This is a genomic window from Bradyrhizobium sp. B117, assembly GCF_038969555.1.
Taxonomy (GTDB): domain Bacteria; phylum Pseudomonadota; class Alphaproteobacteria; order Rhizobiales; family Xanthobacteraceae; genus Bradyrhizobium.
This window is the reverse complement of sequence record NZ_CP152414.1, coordinates 6,013,076-6,028,238: the sequence shown is the minus strand read 5'-3', so window position 1 is coordinate 6,028,238 and position 15,163 is coordinate 6,013,076. Positions and strand designations below refer to the sequence as shown.

Genomic DNA, 15,163 nt, shown 5'->3' with positions numbered 1-15,163 from the left:
GAGCACGAGCAACGAGGCGATCCAATGTCGGACTCTTTCCGGGATGCGCTTTCGGGTCTTGCCGCACTCGTTGGCGGCAAGCACGTCATTGCGTCCGGAGTCGACCAGGAGCCTTACGTCGTGGACTGGCGCGGGCGCTATCACGGCCGCGCCGTTGCGGTGGTGAAGCCCGGCTCGACCGCCGAGGTCGCCGCCGTCGTCAAGTTCTGTGCGGACAGGCGGCTTGCGATCGTGCCGCAGGGCGGCAACACCGGCATGTGCGGGGCGGCGACGCCCGATGATCGCGCCGGCAATGTCGTGATCCGGCTCGACCGCATGCGAGCCGTGCGCGACGTCAGTCCGCTCGCCAACACGATCACGGTCGAGGCCGGCTGCATCCTCGCCGAGGTGCAGAGCGCGGCGAAGGCCGTCGATCGCTATTTCCCCCTGAGCCTCGGCGCGGAGGGCTCCTGCCAAATCGGCGGCAACATCTCGACCAATGCCGGCGGCACGGCCGTGCTGCGCTACGGACCGACGCGCGATCTCGTGCTCGGGCTCGAGGTGGTGCTGCCCGACGGGCGAATCTTCAACGGCCTGCGGGCGCTGCGCAAGGACAACACGGGCTATGCGCTCAAGCAGCTCTTCATCGGCGCGGAGGGCACGCTCGGCATCGTCACGGCGGCGGTGCTGAAACTGTTCGCGCCGCCGCGCAGCTCGGCCTTGGCGCTGTTGAAATTGCAGGGCGTCGAGCAGGCGCTCGAGATCATGCAGCGCCTGCGCGGCGCCGTCGGCGACCGGCTCGGCAGCCTCGAGATCATGTCACGCTCGCAGATCGAGGCGATCGCCGCAACGGTGCCGCACGTGACCGTTCCTTTCGCGCTGACGACGCCGTGGTATCTGATCGTCGAGCTGACGGACACGCTCGCAGACGTCGACCTCAATGAGCCGCTGGCTACGGTGCTGGCGGACGCGATGGACGCCGGGCTTGCAGAGGACGTCATATTGGCTTCCAATCTGGCCCAAGCGAAGGCGATCTGGGCTGTCAGGCATAGCGTGTCCGAGGGCAACAAGCGCAGCGGCTATGTAGTTTCGCACGACAGTGTGGTACCGCTGGAGCGGCAGGCCGTCTTTGTCAACAATGTCGAGGCCCGGATCAAGGCGGCGGTGCCGCACGCGAACGTCGTGATGCACGGCCATATCGGCGACGGCAACATCCACGTCGTGGCCTTGATCGATCGCGCGCATTGCCAGGATCCGGCCGCCACGGCCGCGCTGGTGGCCGAGATCAACGAGATCGTCGACGACGAGACCGCGGCGCAAGGCGGGGCGATCAGCGCTGAGCACGGCATCGGCATCACCAATCGCGGCCGGCTCGCCCGCGTCACCGATCCCCTTGATATCGCGCTGATGCGCGATATCAAGAAGCTGCTCGATCCGAACGGCCTGATGAATCCGGGCAAGATTTTCGCCGTGGGAGGCGTACAGGGATGACCAGCGTCCGCCTGCTTGCCGACGATCTCACCGGTGCGCTCGACACCGCGGCGGAGTTCGTCGGCCTGTGCGGACCATTCGACGTCACCTGGCCGGAAGCACTTGCGACACACGGCTCCCGGAGCCTCGCCATCGACAGCGGCACCCGCGAGCGCTCGAAGGCGGAGAGCGTCGAGATCGTCGCCCGCCTGGCGCCGCTGCTTCAGGGCGCCACGATCGCCTACAAGAAGGTCGACAGCCTCCTGCGCGGGGTGTGGGCCGCCGAGCTTGGCGCCTGCCTGCGCAGCGGCCATTGGGCCTCCTGCGTGGTCGCGCCCGCCTTCGATTATCAGGGGCGCCGCACCGTCGAGGGCCAGCAATTTGCGCGCACGGTGCAGGGCGAGTGGCATCGCGTCGGTGACAATCTGCTGAACCAACTCCAGCTCGAGGGTATCGAGGCGCGGCAGGGCGGTCCCGAGACGCTGTCGCTGGGCGGCGTTCAGGTGTTCGATGCCGAAAGCGACCTCGATCTCGATCGTATCGTCGAGATGGCGCGGCACATGCCGGGGCCGGTGCTGTGGTGCGGAAGCGGCGGATTGGCCGGCGCGCTCGCCCGCAGCCATCGTGCCGATGCGCCGAGCCAGTTGAAGCGGCCGGTGCTGGGACTGTTCGGCTCCGATCAGCCCACCACCGCATCCCAGCTGGCGGCCTGCGGCGAGGCGACGATCGCGCTTGCGGAGGGCGAGGGCGCGGCCCCCGTTCAGCGCAAGCTGACTGAAGACGGCGTTGTGCTGGTCAAGTTCGCGCTCGCCGAAGGTTTGACGCGTGGCGAGGCGGCGCGGCGGATCGCCCGCGAAATGACGGCGCTGATCGCGGCGCTCGAGCCGCCGGGCACGCTGATCGTTGCCGGCGGAGAGACCTTGAAGGCCGCATGCCTTGCCCTCGGCGCGCATGCGCTTGAGGTGACCGGGCGCATCGTGCCGGGATTGCCGCGCTCGGTGCTGCAAGGCGGACGCTGGGCCGGCGTCGACATCATATCGAAATCCGGTGCATTCGGCCCCAGCGAGCTGTGGCGCGATCTGCTCCGGGATAATCATCTGCTGAACATGGGGAGTCCGACATGACCTCTCGCCATCTTGCCATCACCATGGGCGATCCCGCCGGGATCGGACCGGAGATCATCGTCAAGGCCTGCGTCGGGCTGAAGGACCGCATCGCCAAGGGTGATCTGCGCCTGCTCGTCATAGGCAGCGGCGCCGCGCTTGATGGTGCGAAGGCCGCGCTCGGTGCCGACGTCGCGATCCCGGAAGTGACGGCCGACGATCGCGATTGGCCGAACCTTTGCTATCTCCAGGCTGACGCCGAAGGCGACCCGATCAAGCCGGGCGTACTCAGCGCCGATGGCGGCCGCTTCGCCTACAAGGCGATCGAGCAGGGCGTGCGCCTGACCCAGGCGGGCCGCACCGCTGCGATCGTCACGGCGCCTCTGAACAAGGAAGCGCTCAACAAGGCCGGCTATCACTTCCCCGGCCATACCGAGATGCTGGCGCATCTCACCGGCGTGCGCGGCTCGGTGATGCTGCTCGCCCATGGCAACATGCGCGTCAGCCACGTCTCGACCCATGTGGCGCTGGAGGACGTGCCGAAGCGCCTGACGCCGGAGCGGCTGCGCATGGTCATCGACCTCACCAACGATGCGCTGCGCCGGCTCGGCTTTGCCAGGCCGAAGATCGCGATTGCCGCGCTCAATCCGCATGCGGGCGAGGGCGGCCTGTTCGGCCGGCAGGATATCGACGTGTCGGCACCAACGATCGCTAAAGCCGTCGCCGACGGGCTCGACGTCGTCGGCCCCGTGCCCGGCGATACCATCTTCGTCAAGCTGCGCGCCGGCCAGTTCGACGCGGCGGTCGCGATGTATCACGACCAGGGGCACATCCCGGTCAAGCTGCTCGGCTTCCAGGTCGATCCCGCCACCGGCCGCTGGCAGGAGCTCTCCGGCGTCAACATCACGCTCGGCCTGCCGATCATCCGCACCTCCGTCGATCACGGCACTGCCTTCGACATCGCCGGCAAAGGCATCGCCAACGAGCACAGCCTGATCGAGGCCATCGACTATGCCGAACGGCTGGCCGCCGGCGCTTCCAAGTAACGAGATCGAGCCCACGATGACCAACGCCTTCACGCCCATCGAAATCCAGCGTCCCACCACCCTGGAGTTCGGCAACGGCACGATCACCGCTGCCGCGCGCTTTGCCGAGCGGATTGGCGCCAAGCGCCCGCTGGTGATCTCCGATCCGTTCAATGCGCGCCGCGTCGACACGCTGGCGCTGCCCGGCGCCGTCAAAGTGTTCGGCGACGTCAAGCCCGAGCCCGATCTGCCCAATCTCGAGAAGGCGGTGGCGATGGCGAAGGAGGCGAAGCCGGATCTCGTCGTCGGCTTCGGCGGCGGCAGCGCGATGGATCTCGCCAAGCTGGTCGCGGTGATGTGCACGTCAGACGTGGCCTTCGCCGACATCGTCGGGCCGGAGAAGGTGGCCGGCCGCAGCGTCGCGCTGATGCAGATCCCGACCACCTCGGGCACCGGCAGCGAAGCCGGCACCCGCGCGCTCGTCACCGATCCCGTCAGCCAGAACAAGCAGGCGGTGCAGAGCCGCTTCATGCTGGCCGACATCGCCATCGTCGATCCGGACCTGACGATGACCGTGCCGAAGGAGGTGACCGCGGCGACCGGCGTCGATGCGCTGGCGCATTGCGTCGAGGCCTATACCAGCCGCAAGGCGCATCCCACGATCGACCTTTACGCGCTCGAAGGCGCGCGGCTGGTCGGACGCTATCTCGAGCGCGCGGTGGCCGATGGTGGCGATCGCGAGGCGCGCGCGGGCCTGTCCCTGGCCTCGCTCTATGGCGGCTATTGCCTCGGGCCGGTGAACACGACAGCGGGCCACGCCGTGGCCTATCCGCTCGGCACGCGTCATCATGTGGCGCATGGCCTCGCCTGCGCCGTGATCTTCCCGCACACGCTGGCTTTCAACATGCCCGCGGTGGAAGAGAAGACGGTCGCGGTGCTGGCCGCGCTTGGCTTGCCGCAGCAGCGGGATGCAAAGCACGCCTTCGATGCGACCTACCAGTTCTGCAAGAATCTCGGCATCGAGATGCGGCTGTCCGCGCTCGGCGTGCCCAAGAGCGATCTCGGCGTGATGGCCGACGAGGCGCACGCCATCCGCCGCCTGCTCGACAACAACCCGCGTGATCTCAGCCGGGACGCGATCCTGAACATGTACGAGGCCGCGTTCTAACACGCTCGCGGCGCGCGGCACCCAATCAACAACACAGTGAAAGTAGAGGAAACTTCGATGCGATCGATGTGGCTTGGTCTTGTGTCGGCAGTGCTGCTGGCGACGTCACCGGCGAAGGCGCAGGACGGCTATCCGTCCAAGCAGGTGACGGTGATCGTCCCCTTCGCCGCCGGCGGCACCGCCGACATCTTCGCGCGCATGGTGTCCAACCATCTGCAAGTGAAGCTCGGCAAGCCGTTCGTGGTCGAGAATATCGGCGGCGCCGGCTCGATCCTCGGCGTGACGCGGCTGGCGAAATCGGCGCCCGACGGCATCACGCTCGGCCTTGCCAGCACCTCCGCGCTCGCGATCAATCCCTCGCTGTACGGGCCGAAGCTGAGCTACCAGCCGGACAAGGATCTGACGCCGGTCGCGCAGATCAGCGTCGTGCCCAACGTCCTCGTGGTCAATCCCAACAAGATCAAGGCGCGCACCGTGCCGGAGCTGATTGCCTATCTCAAGGCGAATCCGGACAAGGTCTCGTTCGGCTCGGCCGGCGTCGGTACATCGCAGCATCTCGCCGCCGAGCTGTTTCAGCAGATGACCGGCACCAAGATGGTGCACGTGCCCTACAAGGGCTCGAGCCAGATGCTGACGGACCTGCTCAGCGGCCAGATCGATCTTGCCTTCGATAACGTGCCGCTGCTGCTGCCGCAGGTGAAGACCGGGCAGCTCGCGATGCTGGCGACCGCAACGCCCAAGCGCGCCGATTTCGATCCGCAAGTGCCGGCGGTCGCCGAATTCCTGCCCGGCTTCGAGGCCGTCGCCTGGCATGGCTTCTTCGTTCCGGCCGGCACGCCGAAGCCGATCGTCGAAAAGCTCTCCGCCGAGATCCGCGCCTTCATGCAGCAGCCGGAGACGGTGCAGAAGATGGCCGAGCTCGGCGCGACCGCCGTCGCGGTCGATTCCGAGCCCTTCAAGGCCTACATCGCCTCCGAGACCGAGCGTTGGAAGAAGGTGATCGAGGCCGCGAACATCAAGATGGACTAGGGGCGAGGGAGATCGGGCGGGGCGGAAATCCCAATCCCTTCAACGTGATTCCAGCGTGAATTGATCCTGTTCGGGAGCGACGAGCCGCGATCCGTCGGTCGGATGTGCCGTGGGGAGGTGCGAGCACGGTCGGCAGGCAGCTCCACCGTCGCGGTATCAGGGGGTCATATTCAATTCACGGGCCGTTCACGTTCCGCTTCGCCTCGCCCGCCTATGTTGCGCCCTTGACCGAAGGATCGCGCAACTTGGCATAGGAGGGACGCGTCATGACTGTCCTGCTGAGAAACACCTTCAAGGCCTGGATCGACCGTGCGCCGGGTGCACCGCCCAAGCTGGTCATGGTCGGCGACGTCAGGGTGCCGACCAACGGCTGGCAGGCCCGCCTGACCAAGCGCTCGCCGCAGGGCATCAATCCGAAGATCCTGATCCTCGACGTGAGCGCGCAGCAGCCGAGCGGCGAAGCGCTGGAGGGGATCACCACGATCCCGCTGCGCTACGAGGAAAGCCCGCCGCAGGACGAATACGGCCAGGTTATGATCGCGCACGGCAGGGGCGAGATCGTCGTCAACATCGGACGCCCGAACTAGGCCTCCATCCGGGCGCGCTGCGGCCTCGCGCCTGGGCCATTAGCCTTACCGGTCAAGGTTGACGCGACATCGCGCTCACATCGCAGGCGCCCGATCGCTATATTTTCAGGGCCTAAACAGTAACCCGCGTCTTGAGAGTACGATGTCCCGTTCCCTTGAATTGATCGTCGAAGGCTATGTGCGGCTGAACGACCGCGATGCGCTTCACGACATCCTGGCGCACCGGCAGGATCTCCTGCGGCAGCTGGTCTCGGTCACCGGCGTCGATCCGAAGCAGGCCATCGCGCAGGTCAGCGAGGAGATCACGATCATCGAGGCCGGCCTCGCCACCCTCGCGCCGGACTAGGGCGTTTCCGGTCCACCCGAAGGTCAACAGACCGGTGCACCGTAGCGCTTGCCAGTCTAGAGGCGAGCGGTTAGAACGCTTCCACGCCTGAGCCGTGATTTGCGCCAAACGCGCTTCCGGCCACAGTCGGACAAATCAGTAAGACATTGAATTTGTTCGACTATTCCGTTGGGGAATGGTGTAACGGTAGCACAACAGACTCTGACTCTGTTTGTCTTGGTTCGAATCCAGGTTCCCCAGCCAGTTCCGGGCGCATTCCCAGCTTCTGTTTGACCCCGCTCCCCGGTTGCGAAATTCGCTCCGCGCACCGCCGCTCGCGACGGTTTGCCTCATCTGAGCCCGGTCGGATCGCCGCCGGCTCCATCGTCCTTGGGACACACAACCCAAGGAGATCCGAAATGCGCTATGTCGATGGTTTCGTGCTAGCCGTGCCCAAGGACAAGATCGAGGCCTACAAGGCGCTGGCGCGAACGGCCTGCGCGGTCTGGATGGAGCACGGCGCACTCGATTATATCGAGTGCATCGGCGACGACGTGCCCTATGGCGAGCTGACCTCGTTTCCGCGCGCGGTGATGGCGAAGGAGGACGAGGTGGTCGTGTTCTCCTGGATCATCTACCGCGATCGCGAGACCCGCGATGCCGTCAACAAGAAGGTGATGGCGGATGCGCGGCTGAAGGGCGGCGACATGCCGTTCGACGGCAAGCGCATGATCTATGGCGGCTTCACGACGCTGCTTCAGGCGCACTCGCCGTAGCGCAAGGCGGCCGGTTGAGGCGGCTGTCGGGCAGGCTTTGCCCGACGAACCTCGCGATCCCGATTGGCACAATGCCTCGACTGGCTGGCGCGGGGCGATCAGCCGCGCCGCTTCCGGCCGCGCTTGACGGCGCGCTTTCTCGGCGCGCGCCGCTCGCCTCGACCTGCCTCGGCTACGCTCCATGGAATTTTCGCCTTGAGCTGTTCCCTGGCGCCGACGAGGTTGGGGGTCTGGCTGTATTTGAGGCGGCGGAGCTTGGCCGCAACCAGATCGCTCAATTCCTGGAACGACGGATTGGTGCCGCCATCGCGCTGCTCCCGCAACACCTTTGCCATGCAGAACGTATAGGCGCCGTACGACGTCACGCCGTCGCGATATTCGTAGGAGAGCTGCTCCTCCTGGCAGGCCTCGAGCAGGATCGGCAGATAAGGGCCGTGATGTCCGAGCTCGGCTCTTATCTTGTTGTAGTCCTTGTCGGGTTTGGTGCGGAGCGCCATGCCGCGCCCGAGCCGCTGCGTCGCCCCGTTGCGGCCGACATAGTCGGCGCCGTTCCTGCGCTTGCTCAGGCTCTCGTTCAGCGGCTTGAAGTCGCGCGGCACCCACATGCCTTCGCTCGCCTCCCATCGCAGCGCCCGGTGACGGATATCGTCGGGCGGCGTGAGGCCACGGATGCGCGGGCCGCCGTCGCGCGTCATGCCGCCGGAATGGCAGCAATCGAGCATGGCGACGAAATAGCTGTCATATGGCAGCTGCGAGTAGAGCTGAGCGAACTGGCGGTCCAGGATGGCGTGCTCGGGCGTCCAGTCGAAATCATAGGGCACCAGGCACTCGTCGACGCGATCCGGCGTGCCGGCCGGACTGTATCTGGGCATCTGGGCGCCGTGGCCCGAGTAGAACAGCATGCGTTCGTCGTCCTTGCGCACGCCGTCGAGCAGCCAGTGCAGCCGCTCCATGATGCCTTGCGTCGTCGCGCGCTCGTTGAGCACGACGCGGATTTCGTCGGCCTTGAAACCGCTTTCCTGGAGCACCGAGCTCATCAGGAACACGTCGTTGACGCAGCCTTCGAGCCGGTTGGCAGGATCGGGATAGTCGTTGATGCCGATCAAGAGGGCGCGGCGGGTCGGCCTTGCATCGATGCGCGCGACCTCGCGCACGGCGCCGACGATCGAGCGCGATGTCGGCACCGGGACCACGTCGTGCCAGACGGTGGCGACGGTCTCGGGACGCGAAAGGTACCAGGTCGCGTTGTGATTCAAGACGTCGTTGGGGACGTCGAACGGCGTCAGCACCTGCTGGAAATTGTCCGCGGCGATCTCGAGCGGGTAGGTGAGGACGCGATCCTCCCGGTTGAACAGGTGGTACCATTTCCGGCACGGAAGGTCCTTGATGCGGCCGGCGAAGATGTCGCGCACCGCGGGATTGCCGATCTGCGAGCCGAACGTGACGAAGACCTTGTCCCTGATCGCATTCGGATTGCGCACGAACGTGTCGTAGCAGATCAGCGAGCCGAGGCTGTGAGCGAGGACGACGTCGTAATTGCCGCTCTTCAACTTGTCGAGCACGGTGCTGCGAAGCGTGGTCTGCAACTGCTCATCCACCGACCACTGGGCGACCATGCCCGCGGTCCATCTGATCAGGGTCGGAACGTCTTCGAGGCTGCGCGTGCCCGCGACGAGATCTCCGATCCCGTGGACGGTCGCGCTCGCCAGCAGCTTGGCCAGTGCGACGCCGTAGGTGACGAGGTTCGGCGGGTTCTTGTCGAACAGCTCGTCATAGGAGAGGAAGTCGATGGCCGGGTTGAGGCTCTGATCGACGGACTGGACCGCGCGTATGATCGCCTCGGACCACGATTTTCGAAACTCGGCGTCGATCTCGGCATGGCCGACGCCGTGAACGCAAAGCAATGAAAGTCTTGTGCTCAAATGAACCTCCCGAAAAATACAACCTTACATTGCCGTCGGAGCGGACTCAAGCTACAGCCGGATAGACTGGCGCGACGACTTGTCTCGGAAAGCCTTGTCTCGGTGAGGCGCAGGGGCGTGCCCCGCATGCTGCGGAACGGGCTACCAGCGAACCGGCGCCACGGTGCTTGGTGCGTTTTGTGCCGCAGCAACGGCGCCGGGATTGCCACGGCGATAGCCGCGTTCACGTGACGGTTGTCGGGGAAATATCGAGCGACGCCAGATAGAATGCGGGTTACTCCGCGCGCAGCATCGTCTCACCCCGTTGCACCTTGCCGGTGTCCGGCCGCCATGCCATCCTCCCATGGCCAGGCATAAACAAACGGAAGCGGGCACTTAGCCACGGCTTCCAAAAAACCTTGGTCGGGGAAACCCTTTGGGAGGTCTGATTTCATGAATTTGAAGCATGTCACCGGGCTGCTTTGCGTAGCCGCGATGTCGCTTGCGCTGGCGTCCGCCGCGCAGGCGCAGGACAAGGTCGTCAAGATCGGCGTGATCATGCCGATGTCCGGCGGCACCGCCTCGATCGGCGCGCACGCCAAGGCGGCGCTCGATGTCGCAACCGACATCATCAACAACGCTCATCCCGAGCTCGGCAATTTCCCGCTGGCGAAGAACGCGGGCCTTGCCGGCCTCGGGGGCGCCAAGGTCGAGGTGATCATCGCCGACAACCAGGGCAACCCGGCAACCGGCCAGAACCAGGCGCTGCGTCTGATCACCGAAGAGAAGGTCGCGGCCGTGTTCGGCTCCTATCAGTCCGGCGTGACGCTGACCTCGAGCGCGATCGCCGAGAAATACGGCGTGCCATTCCTCAATTCCGAGTCGGTTGCCGCCAATCTCACCGAGCGCGGCTTCAAATGGTTCTTCCGGACTACGCCGATCGCCACCGACTTTGCCAAGATTTATGTCGACTTCCTCGCCGACATCAAGGCGCAGGGGGCCAAGACCGAGAGCGTCGCGATCGTCCACGACAACACCGAATACGGCACCTCGGTCGCGAACACGATCGCCGGCGCCTTCAAGGACAAGGGCCAGCCGATCGCGCTCGACGTCGCCTATCCCGTCAACGCGACCGACGTGCAGGGCCAGGTGCTCCAGCTCAAGGACAAGAAGCCCGACGTCGTCATCATGATCAGTTACACGTCGGACGCGATCCTGTTCGCCAAGACCATGCAGTCGCTCGACTACAAGCCGGCCGTGCTGCTCGCCGACGATGCCGGCTATTCCGATCCGTCCTTCACCAAGGCGGTCGGCAAGATCTCGCAGGGCGTCTTCAACCGCTCGTCCTGGGTCGTTGGTCCCTCGGGCTCGCCGTCCGCCATCATCGCCGACATGTACAAGAAGAAGAGCGGCGAGGACATGGACGACACGGTCGCCCGCCAGATGCAGGGCTTCTTCGTGCTGGCCGACGCCATCGACCGCGCCGGCTCGACCGAGCCTGCCAAGATCCAGGCCGCGCTGAAGGCGACGGACCTGAAGCCCGAGCAGCTCATGATCGGCTACAAGGGCGTCAAGTTCGACGACAAGGGCCAGAACATCCTCGCCTCCGGCGCCATCATCCAGCTCCAGGACGGCGAGAACTACGTTGCGGTGTGGCCGAAGGCCAATGCCGAGAAGCCGCCGGTGCTGCCCTACAAGGGCTGGTGAAGTTGTTTTGACGGCGGGGCACGCCCCGCCGTTTCCCAGATGATTTGATCAGAGCAACGCGGCTCATGTCCTTCGTCCTCGTGCAGGTGATCGTCGGCGGGCTTCTGCTTGGCGCCGTCTACGCCCTGTTTTCGTCCGGCCTCACGCTGGTGTGGGGCATGATGAACATCGTCAATTTTGCGCATGGCGACTTCGTCATGCTCGGCATGTACGTCGCCTATGTCGTCTACACGTTGATGGGAGGAGGGCCCATCGTCGGCGCGCCGCTGGCGATGCTCGTGCTCGCGACCTTGGGCGTCGTGGTCTATTTCGGCCTGATCCGCGACATCATGAAGGGGCCGATGCTGGCCCAGATCCTCGGCACCTTCGGGCTTGCGCTGTTGCTACGCTATTCCGTGTTCTGGTGGTTCGGCGCCAATTTCCTGTCGATGCCGCCGAACATCGTCGGCGGCACCTATGCATTTGCGGGCCTGCGCATCGAGGCCTCGCGGCTGCTGGCCGGTGTCGTCGCGCTGCTGGTGACGCTCGGCCTGCATCTCTTGCTGACGCGCACCTCGCTCGGCTCCAAGATGCTGGCGGTGGCGGAGGACCAGACCGCGGCCCAACTCATGGGCATCCGGCCCGACAGCATGCAGGCGATCGCCTGGGCGATCGCGGCGGGCGCCACGGGGCTCGCCGGCGCGCTGATCGCGAACTTCTTCTACATCGTGCCGACCGTCGGCGAGACCCTCGCCATCGTCGCCTTCGTCACGGTGTCGCTCGGCGGCTTCGGCAGCGTGCCGGGCGCGCTCGTCGCGGGGCTCCTGATCGGAGTGATCGAGTCGCTCTCCGGCTATCTGATCGGCGCGGTCTACAAGGACATCGTCGTCTACGTGCTGTTCCTGTTCTTCCTCTGGTTCCGGCCGCAAGGCTTGATGGGTAAGTCCTGATGGGGAAGATGTGATGCGGCGCTGGATCTGGCTCTCGGCCGTCGCGGCCTTCGCGATCGCCTATCCGCTGCTGCTGTCCTCGCCGTTCCAGCAGCGCCTCGGCGCGCTGGTGCTGCTCTATGCCATCGCGGCATCCGCCTGGAACATCGTCGGCGGCTATGCCGGGCAGGTCTCGGTCGGCCATGTCGTGTTCTTCGGCTGTGGCGCCTATGCCGCGATGGGGTCGTACGCCAAATTCGGCCTGTCGCCGCTGTTCGGCATCCCCGGCGGCATCGTGCTGGCGGTCGGGCTCGCAGCCATCGTCGGCGTGCCGACGCTGCGGCTGTCGGGCCATTATTTCAGCATGGCGACGATCGCCGTCGCCGAGACCATGCGGCTGATCGTCACCAACACCGAATGGCTGGGCGCGGCCGTCGGTCTCTCGGGGCCAGCCGTGCCGCGCAATATCTTCGATCTCTCCTTCCTGTCGTCGCTGCCGTATTACTATCTCTTCCTCGCCGTCCTCGTGATCACGCTGCTGATCACCTGGTGGATGACCAACAGCCGGATGGGATTTTACCTGCGCGCAATCAAGGATTCCGAACGTGCCGCGCGCTCGCTCGGCGCGCCGGCCAGCCGCACGAAACTTTACGCCTACATGCTGAGCGCGGCGCTGACGAGCGTCGCCGGCGCGCTCTACGCGATGATGTTCGGCTTCGTCGATCCCGAGTCCGGCCTCGGCATCCTGATCTCGGTGAAAATCCTGATCATGGCGGCGCTGGGCGGGGCAGGGCTGCTGTTCGGTCCGCTCGTGGGCGCCGCGATCCTGGTGCCGCTGGAGGAGATCTCGAACAGCTGGCTCGGCGGCAAGGGCGCCGGCCTGACCTTCGTGGTCTATGGCGCGATCATCGTGCTGATCGCGCGCTTCCAGCCCGGCGGTCTGCTCAGCCTGCTCACGGGACGGAGCAAACACAAGACGGACAAGGGAGCAGGCCATGCTCCTTGAAGCGCGCGGGATCACAAAGGCATTCGGCAGCTTCAAGGCGGTGGACGATGCCTCCGTGACCCTGGAGCAGGGCGACATTCTCGGCCTGATCGGTCCGAACGGCGCCGGAAAATCCACCTTCTTCAACTGTCTCACCGGCGACCTCCAGGCCACCTCCGGCCGCGTGCTGTTCGCGGGGAGCGACATCACCGGCTTCACGCCGGAGCAGCGCGCCGGCCTCGGTCTGGCCCGTACCTTCCAGGTGCCGCAGACATTCGAGGGCATGACGGTGCTCGAGAACGTCATGATCGGCGCGTTCCTCCGCACCTCGCATCGCAAGGAGGCCGAAGCGAAATCGCAGGCCGTGCTGGAGCGCGTCGGCATGAGCCGCCTTGCGGATGCGCCGGCGCGCTCGCTCGGCACGCCCGGCCGCAAGCGGCTGGAGATTGCCCGCGCGCTTGCGACCGAGCCGAAGGTGCTGCTGCTCGACGAGGCCATGGCCGGTCTCAATGCGAACGAGGTGAAGCTCGCGATCGATCTCGTCCGCGACATCCACCGCTCCGGCATCACGCTCGTCATCGTCGAGCACATCATGGAAGTGATCATGTCGCTGGCGAGCCGCGTGATGGTGTTTCATCAGGGCAAGGAGATCGCCCGCGGCTCGCCGCGCGAGGTCACGTCGAACCCGGCGGTGATCGCGGCCTATCTCGGCACGCGCGCAGCCAAGGCTGCCGCAGGCCATACGCCGGTCGAGCTGATGGGCGGGCCGGACCTATGAGCGGAGCGCTGCTGCGGATCGAGCACCTCGAAGTGCGCTACGGCGACCTCATCGGCGTCTCCGACGTGTCGCTGGAGGTGCCCGAGGGCAGCGTCGTCGCGCTGCTCGGCTCCAATGGGGGCGGCAAGACCACGACGCTGAATGCGATCGCCGGCCTCATTCCTGTGCATTCCGGCAAGATCAGCTTTCGCGGCGAAGAGATCGCCGGCCAGAAGGCCTTTGCGATCGTGCGCAAGGGGCTTGCGCTGTCGCCGGAAGGCTGGCGGCTGTTCGTGCAGCAGAGCGTCGAGAGCAATCTGCTGCTCGGTGCGACGCCGCTGCACGACAGGTCGCGCCAGGCCACGCTGCTCGAACGCGTCTACGAAATCTTTCCGCGCCTGAAAGAGCGCCGCAACCAGCGCGCCGGCACCATGTCCGGCGGCGAGCGGCAGATGCTCGCGGTCGGCCGCGCGTTGATGAGCGACCCGAAGCTGTTGATGCTCGACGAGCCCTCGCTCGGCCTCGCGCCGGCGGTGGTCGAATCCATGTACGAGACGTTTGGCCGCCTGCATCGCGAGGGCCTGACCATCCTGCTCGCCGAGCAGTCGATCGAGCTCGCGCTGGAAGTCTCGGACTTTGCCACCGTGCTCCAGGTCGGCAAGAGCGTGCTGTCCGGCACGGCGGCCGCGCTTGCAGAGGACCCGCAGGTGCAGAAGGCCTATCTCGGGGTGGACTGACCGAGCTCCGCCTGGAGCAGCAGCAACAGGCAGCCGGCGAGCCGCGTCTCCATCTCTTTCGATGCAAGCGACAGCGGCCCGGGATCGTTGAGGATCGCGTTCACCAGCGTGCCCAGCACGACCTGGAAGCCGAAGGCGATGGTGCGGGTCTTTGCTGCCTTGCGACCCCTGCCCATGGCCGGGAGCAGGAGAGGGGTGGCGCGCGCGGTCGTCGCCTGGGCGAGGGCCTTGAACGGTGTCCACTTGTCCGGGCGGGTGTCGTCGTGCTGGAGCGCGGCGCGCAGCACGCCTTCATGGTTGCGCATCCAGGCGATGATGCCACCGACGATCAGATGGCAGAGCTTGTCGAGGCTCGTATCGGGCGACGGTCGCCTGATTTCACTAAGCCGCTGCTCGCCGTCGCGCGCGGCAAGCGCCATCAGCGCGTTGAAATAGGCTTCCTTGCTCTCGAAGCGGCTATAGAAGGCGCCGACGGTGGCGCCGACTTCGCTGCAGAGCGCCTCGATCGAGAGCTCGGCAAGGCTGCGAGTCCGTAGCATGTCGGCGCCGGCGCGCAGCAGCGCCAGCGTGGTCTCGCGGCTGCGCTTCTGGCGCGACGGGGCGACGCCGGGCAGGTCGAAGTCGCGAACTTCGGGCTCTGAACGTGGCCTCATCCGTGCTTGCATCCGGCCTAAATCATAACCATAATTCGGATTATAGTTTTAGC

Annotated in this window: 15 protein-coding genes and 1 tRNA gene; 14 read left to right on the top strand and 2 right to left on the bottom strand. The window is 65.8% G+C overall.

Going from position 1 to position 15,163, the window contains the following annotated elements; all coding sequences use genetic code 11:
- Nucleotides 1–24 precede the first annotated feature (24 nt).
- The 9 genes from AAFG16_RS29580 (at nucleotide 25) to AAFG16_RS29540 (ending at nucleotide 7,462) form a co-directional block, all read left to right on the top strand.
- Nucleotides 25–1,470, top strand: a complete 1,446-nt coding sequence (locus AAFG16_RS29580) for an FAD-binding oxidoreductase (protein WP_342730941.1) — start codon at nucleotides 25–27, stop codon at nucleotides 1,468–1,470.
- Complete coding sequence (locus AAFG16_RS29575; RefSeq protein ID WP_342730939.1) at nucleotides 1,467–2,573, top strand: four-carbon acid sugar kinase family protein; 1,107 nt, start codon at nucleotides 1,467–1,469, stop codon at nucleotides 2,571–2,573. The genes AAFG16_RS29580 and AAFG16_RS29575 overlap by 4 nt, the downstream gene beginning before the upstream one ends.
- Entirely contained in the window at nucleotides 2,570–3,598 is a 1,029-nt protein-coding gene (gene pdxA, locus AAFG16_RS29570) for a 4-hydroxythreonine-4-phosphate dehydrogenase PdxA (RefSeq protein WP_342730937.1), read from the top strand. The genes AAFG16_RS29575 and pdxA overlap by 4 nt, the downstream gene beginning before the upstream one ends.
- 16 nt (nucleotides 3,599–3,614) lie before the next feature.
- Nucleotides 3,615–4,745, top strand: a complete 1,131-nt coding sequence (locus AAFG16_RS29565) for an iron-containing alcohol dehydrogenase (protein WP_342730935.1) — start codon at nucleotides 3,615–3,617, stop codon at nucleotides 4,743–4,745.
- 57 nt (nucleotides 4,746–4,802) lie between these two features.
- On the top strand, nucleotides 4,803–5,774 hold the full coding sequence (locus AAFG16_RS29560) for a tripartite tricarboxylate transporter substrate binding protein (protein WP_342730933.1): 972 nt from the start codon (nucleotides 4,803–4,805) through the stop codon (nucleotides 5,772–5,774).
- Nucleotides 5,775–6,040: 266 nt separating this feature from the next.
- Entirely contained in the window at nucleotides 6,041–6,361 is a 321-nt protein-coding gene (locus AAFG16_RS29555; RefSeq protein WP_092216497.1) for a hypothetical protein, read from the top strand.
- A 142-nt stretch (nucleotides 6,362–6,503) separates the two neighbouring features.
- On the top strand, nucleotides 6,504–6,707 hold the full coding sequence (locus AAFG16_RS29550) for a hypothetical protein (RefSeq protein ID WP_027557371.1): 204 nt from the start codon (nucleotides 6,504–6,506) through the stop codon (nucleotides 6,705–6,707).
- Nucleotides 6,708–6,876: 169 nt separating this feature from the next.
- Nucleotides 6,877–6,950: transfer RNA gene (locus AAFG16_RS29545), tRNA-Gln, on the top strand.
- Nucleotides 6,951–7,105: 155 nt separating this feature from the next.
- Complete coding sequence (locus tag AAFG16_RS29540) at nucleotides 7,106–7,462, top strand: DUF1428 family protein (RefSeq protein ID WP_283079996.1); 357 nt, start codon at nucleotides 7,106–7,108, stop codon at nucleotides 7,460–7,462.
- A 98-nt stretch (nucleotides 7,463–7,560) separates the two neighbouring features.
- On the opposite strand, the gene AAFG16_RS29535 is transcribed toward AAFG16_RS29540, so the two are convergent.
- Nucleotides 7,561–9,384: a caspase family protein gene (locus AAFG16_RS29535; protein ID WP_342730929.1), complete on the bottom strand. Its 1,824-nt coding sequence runs from the start codon at nucleotides 9,382–9,384 to the stop codon at nucleotides 7,561–7,563.
- 432 nt (nucleotides 9,385–9,816) lie between these two features.
- Here AAFG16_RS29535 and AAFG16_RS29530 point away from each other — a divergent pair, with 432 nt between their 5' ends.
- From AAFG16_RS29530 to AAFG16_RS29510, 5 genes are all read left to right on the top strand, one after another.
- Nucleotides 9,817–11,070 carry an ABC transporter substrate-binding protein gene (locus tag AAFG16_RS29530; protein WP_342730927.1) on the top strand — a complete coding sequence of 418 codons (1,254 nt, stop codon included), beginning with the start codon at nucleotides 9,817–9,819 and terminating at the stop codon, nucleotides 11,068–11,070.
- A gap of 65 nt (nucleotides 11,071–11,135) precedes the next feature.
- Nucleotides 11,136–11,999, top strand: a complete 864-nt coding sequence (locus tag AAFG16_RS29525) for a branched-chain amino acid ABC transporter permease (protein ID WP_342730925.1) — start codon at nucleotides 11,136–11,138, stop codon at nucleotides 11,997–11,999.
- Between the two features lie 13 nt (nucleotides 12,000–12,012).
- Nucleotides 12,013–12,984 (top strand): branched-chain amino acid ABC transporter permease, encoded by a 972-nt coding sequence (locus AAFG16_RS29520; RefSeq protein WP_342730923.1) that lies wholly within the window; start codon nucleotides 12,013–12,015, stop codon nucleotides 12,982–12,984.
- Nucleotides 12,974–13,741 (top strand): ABC transporter ATP-binding protein, encoded by a 768-nt coding sequence (locus AAFG16_RS29515; RefSeq protein WP_342730921.1) that lies wholly within the window; start codon nucleotides 12,974–12,976, stop codon nucleotides 13,739–13,741. The genes AAFG16_RS29520 and AAFG16_RS29515 overlap by 11 nt, the downstream gene beginning before the upstream one ends.
- Entirely contained in the window at nucleotides 13,738–14,457 is a 720-nt protein-coding gene (locus tag AAFG16_RS29510) for an ABC transporter ATP-binding protein (RefSeq protein ID WP_342730919.1), read from the top strand. Before AAFG16_RS29515 ends, AAFG16_RS29510 begins: the two co-directional genes overlap by 4 nt.
- On the opposite strand, the gene AAFG16_RS29505 is transcribed toward AAFG16_RS29510, so the two are convergent.
- Nucleotides 14,439–15,110: a TetR/AcrR family transcriptional regulator gene (locus tag AAFG16_RS29505; protein WP_342730917.1), complete on the bottom strand. Its 672-nt coding sequence runs from the start codon at nucleotides 15,108–15,110 to the stop codon at nucleotides 14,439–14,441. The genes AAFG16_RS29510 and AAFG16_RS29505 overlap by 19 nt on opposite strands.
- Between the last annotated feature and the right edge of the window lie 53 nt (nucleotides 15,111–15,163).

Excerpts from the sequence above, each read along its gene's own strand:
- AAFG16_RS29580 (WP_342730941.1), top strand. The coding sequence starts at position 25 with ATGTCGGACTCTTTCCGGGATGCGCTTTCGGGTCTTGCCGCACTCGTT.
- AAFG16_RS29575 (WP_342730939.1), top strand. The coding sequence starts at position 1,467 with ATGACCAGCGTCCGCCTGCTTGCCGACGATCTCACCGGTGCGCTCGAC.
- pdxA (WP_342730937.1), top strand. The coding sequence starts at position 2,570 with ATGACCTCTCGCCATCTTGCCATCACCATGGGCGATCCCGCCGGGATC.
- AAFG16_RS29565 (WP_342730935.1), top strand. The coding sequence starts at position 3,615 with ATGACCAACGCCTTCACGCCCATCGAAATCCAGCGTCCCACCACCCTG.
- AAFG16_RS29560 (WP_342730933.1), top strand. The coding sequence starts at position 4,803 with ATGCGATCGATGTGGCTTGGTCTTGTGTCGGCAGTGCTGCTGGCGACG.
- AAFG16_RS29555 (WP_092216497.1), top strand. The coding sequence starts at position 6,041 with ATGACTGTCCTGCTGAGAAACACCTTCAAGGCCTGGATCGACCGTGCG.
- AAFG16_RS29550 (WP_027557371.1), top strand. The coding sequence starts at position 6,504 with ATGTCCCGTTCCCTTGAATTGATCGTCGAAGGCTATGTGCGGCTGAAC.
- AAFG16_RS29540 (WP_283079996.1), top strand. The coding sequence starts at position 7,106 with ATGCGCTATGTCGATGGTTTCGTGCTAGCCGTGCCCAAGGACAAGATC.
- AAFG16_RS29530 (WP_342730927.1), top strand. The coding sequence starts at position 9,817 with ATGAATTTGAAGCATGTCACCGGGCTGCTTTGCGTAGCCGCGATGTCG.
- AAFG16_RS29525 (WP_342730925.1), top strand. The coding sequence starts at position 11,136 with ATGTCCTTCGTCCTCGTGCAGGTGATCGTCGGCGGGCTTCTGCTTGGC.
- AAFG16_RS29520 (WP_342730923.1), top strand. The coding sequence starts at position 12,013 with ATGCGGCGCTGGATCTGGCTCTCGGCCGTCGCGGCCTTCGCGATCGCC.
- AAFG16_RS29515 (WP_342730921.1), top strand. The coding sequence starts at position 12,974 with ATGCTCCTTGAAGCGCGCGGGATCACAAAGGCATTCGGCAGCTTCAAG.
- AAFG16_RS29510 (WP_342730919.1), top strand. The coding sequence starts at position 13,738 with ATGAGCGGAGCGCTGCTGCGGATCGAGCACCTCGAAGTGCGCTACGGC.
- AAFG16_RS29505 (WP_342730917.1), bottom strand. The coding sequence starts at position 15,110 with ATGAGGCCACGTTCAGAGCCCGAAGTTCGCGACTTCGACCTGCCCGGC.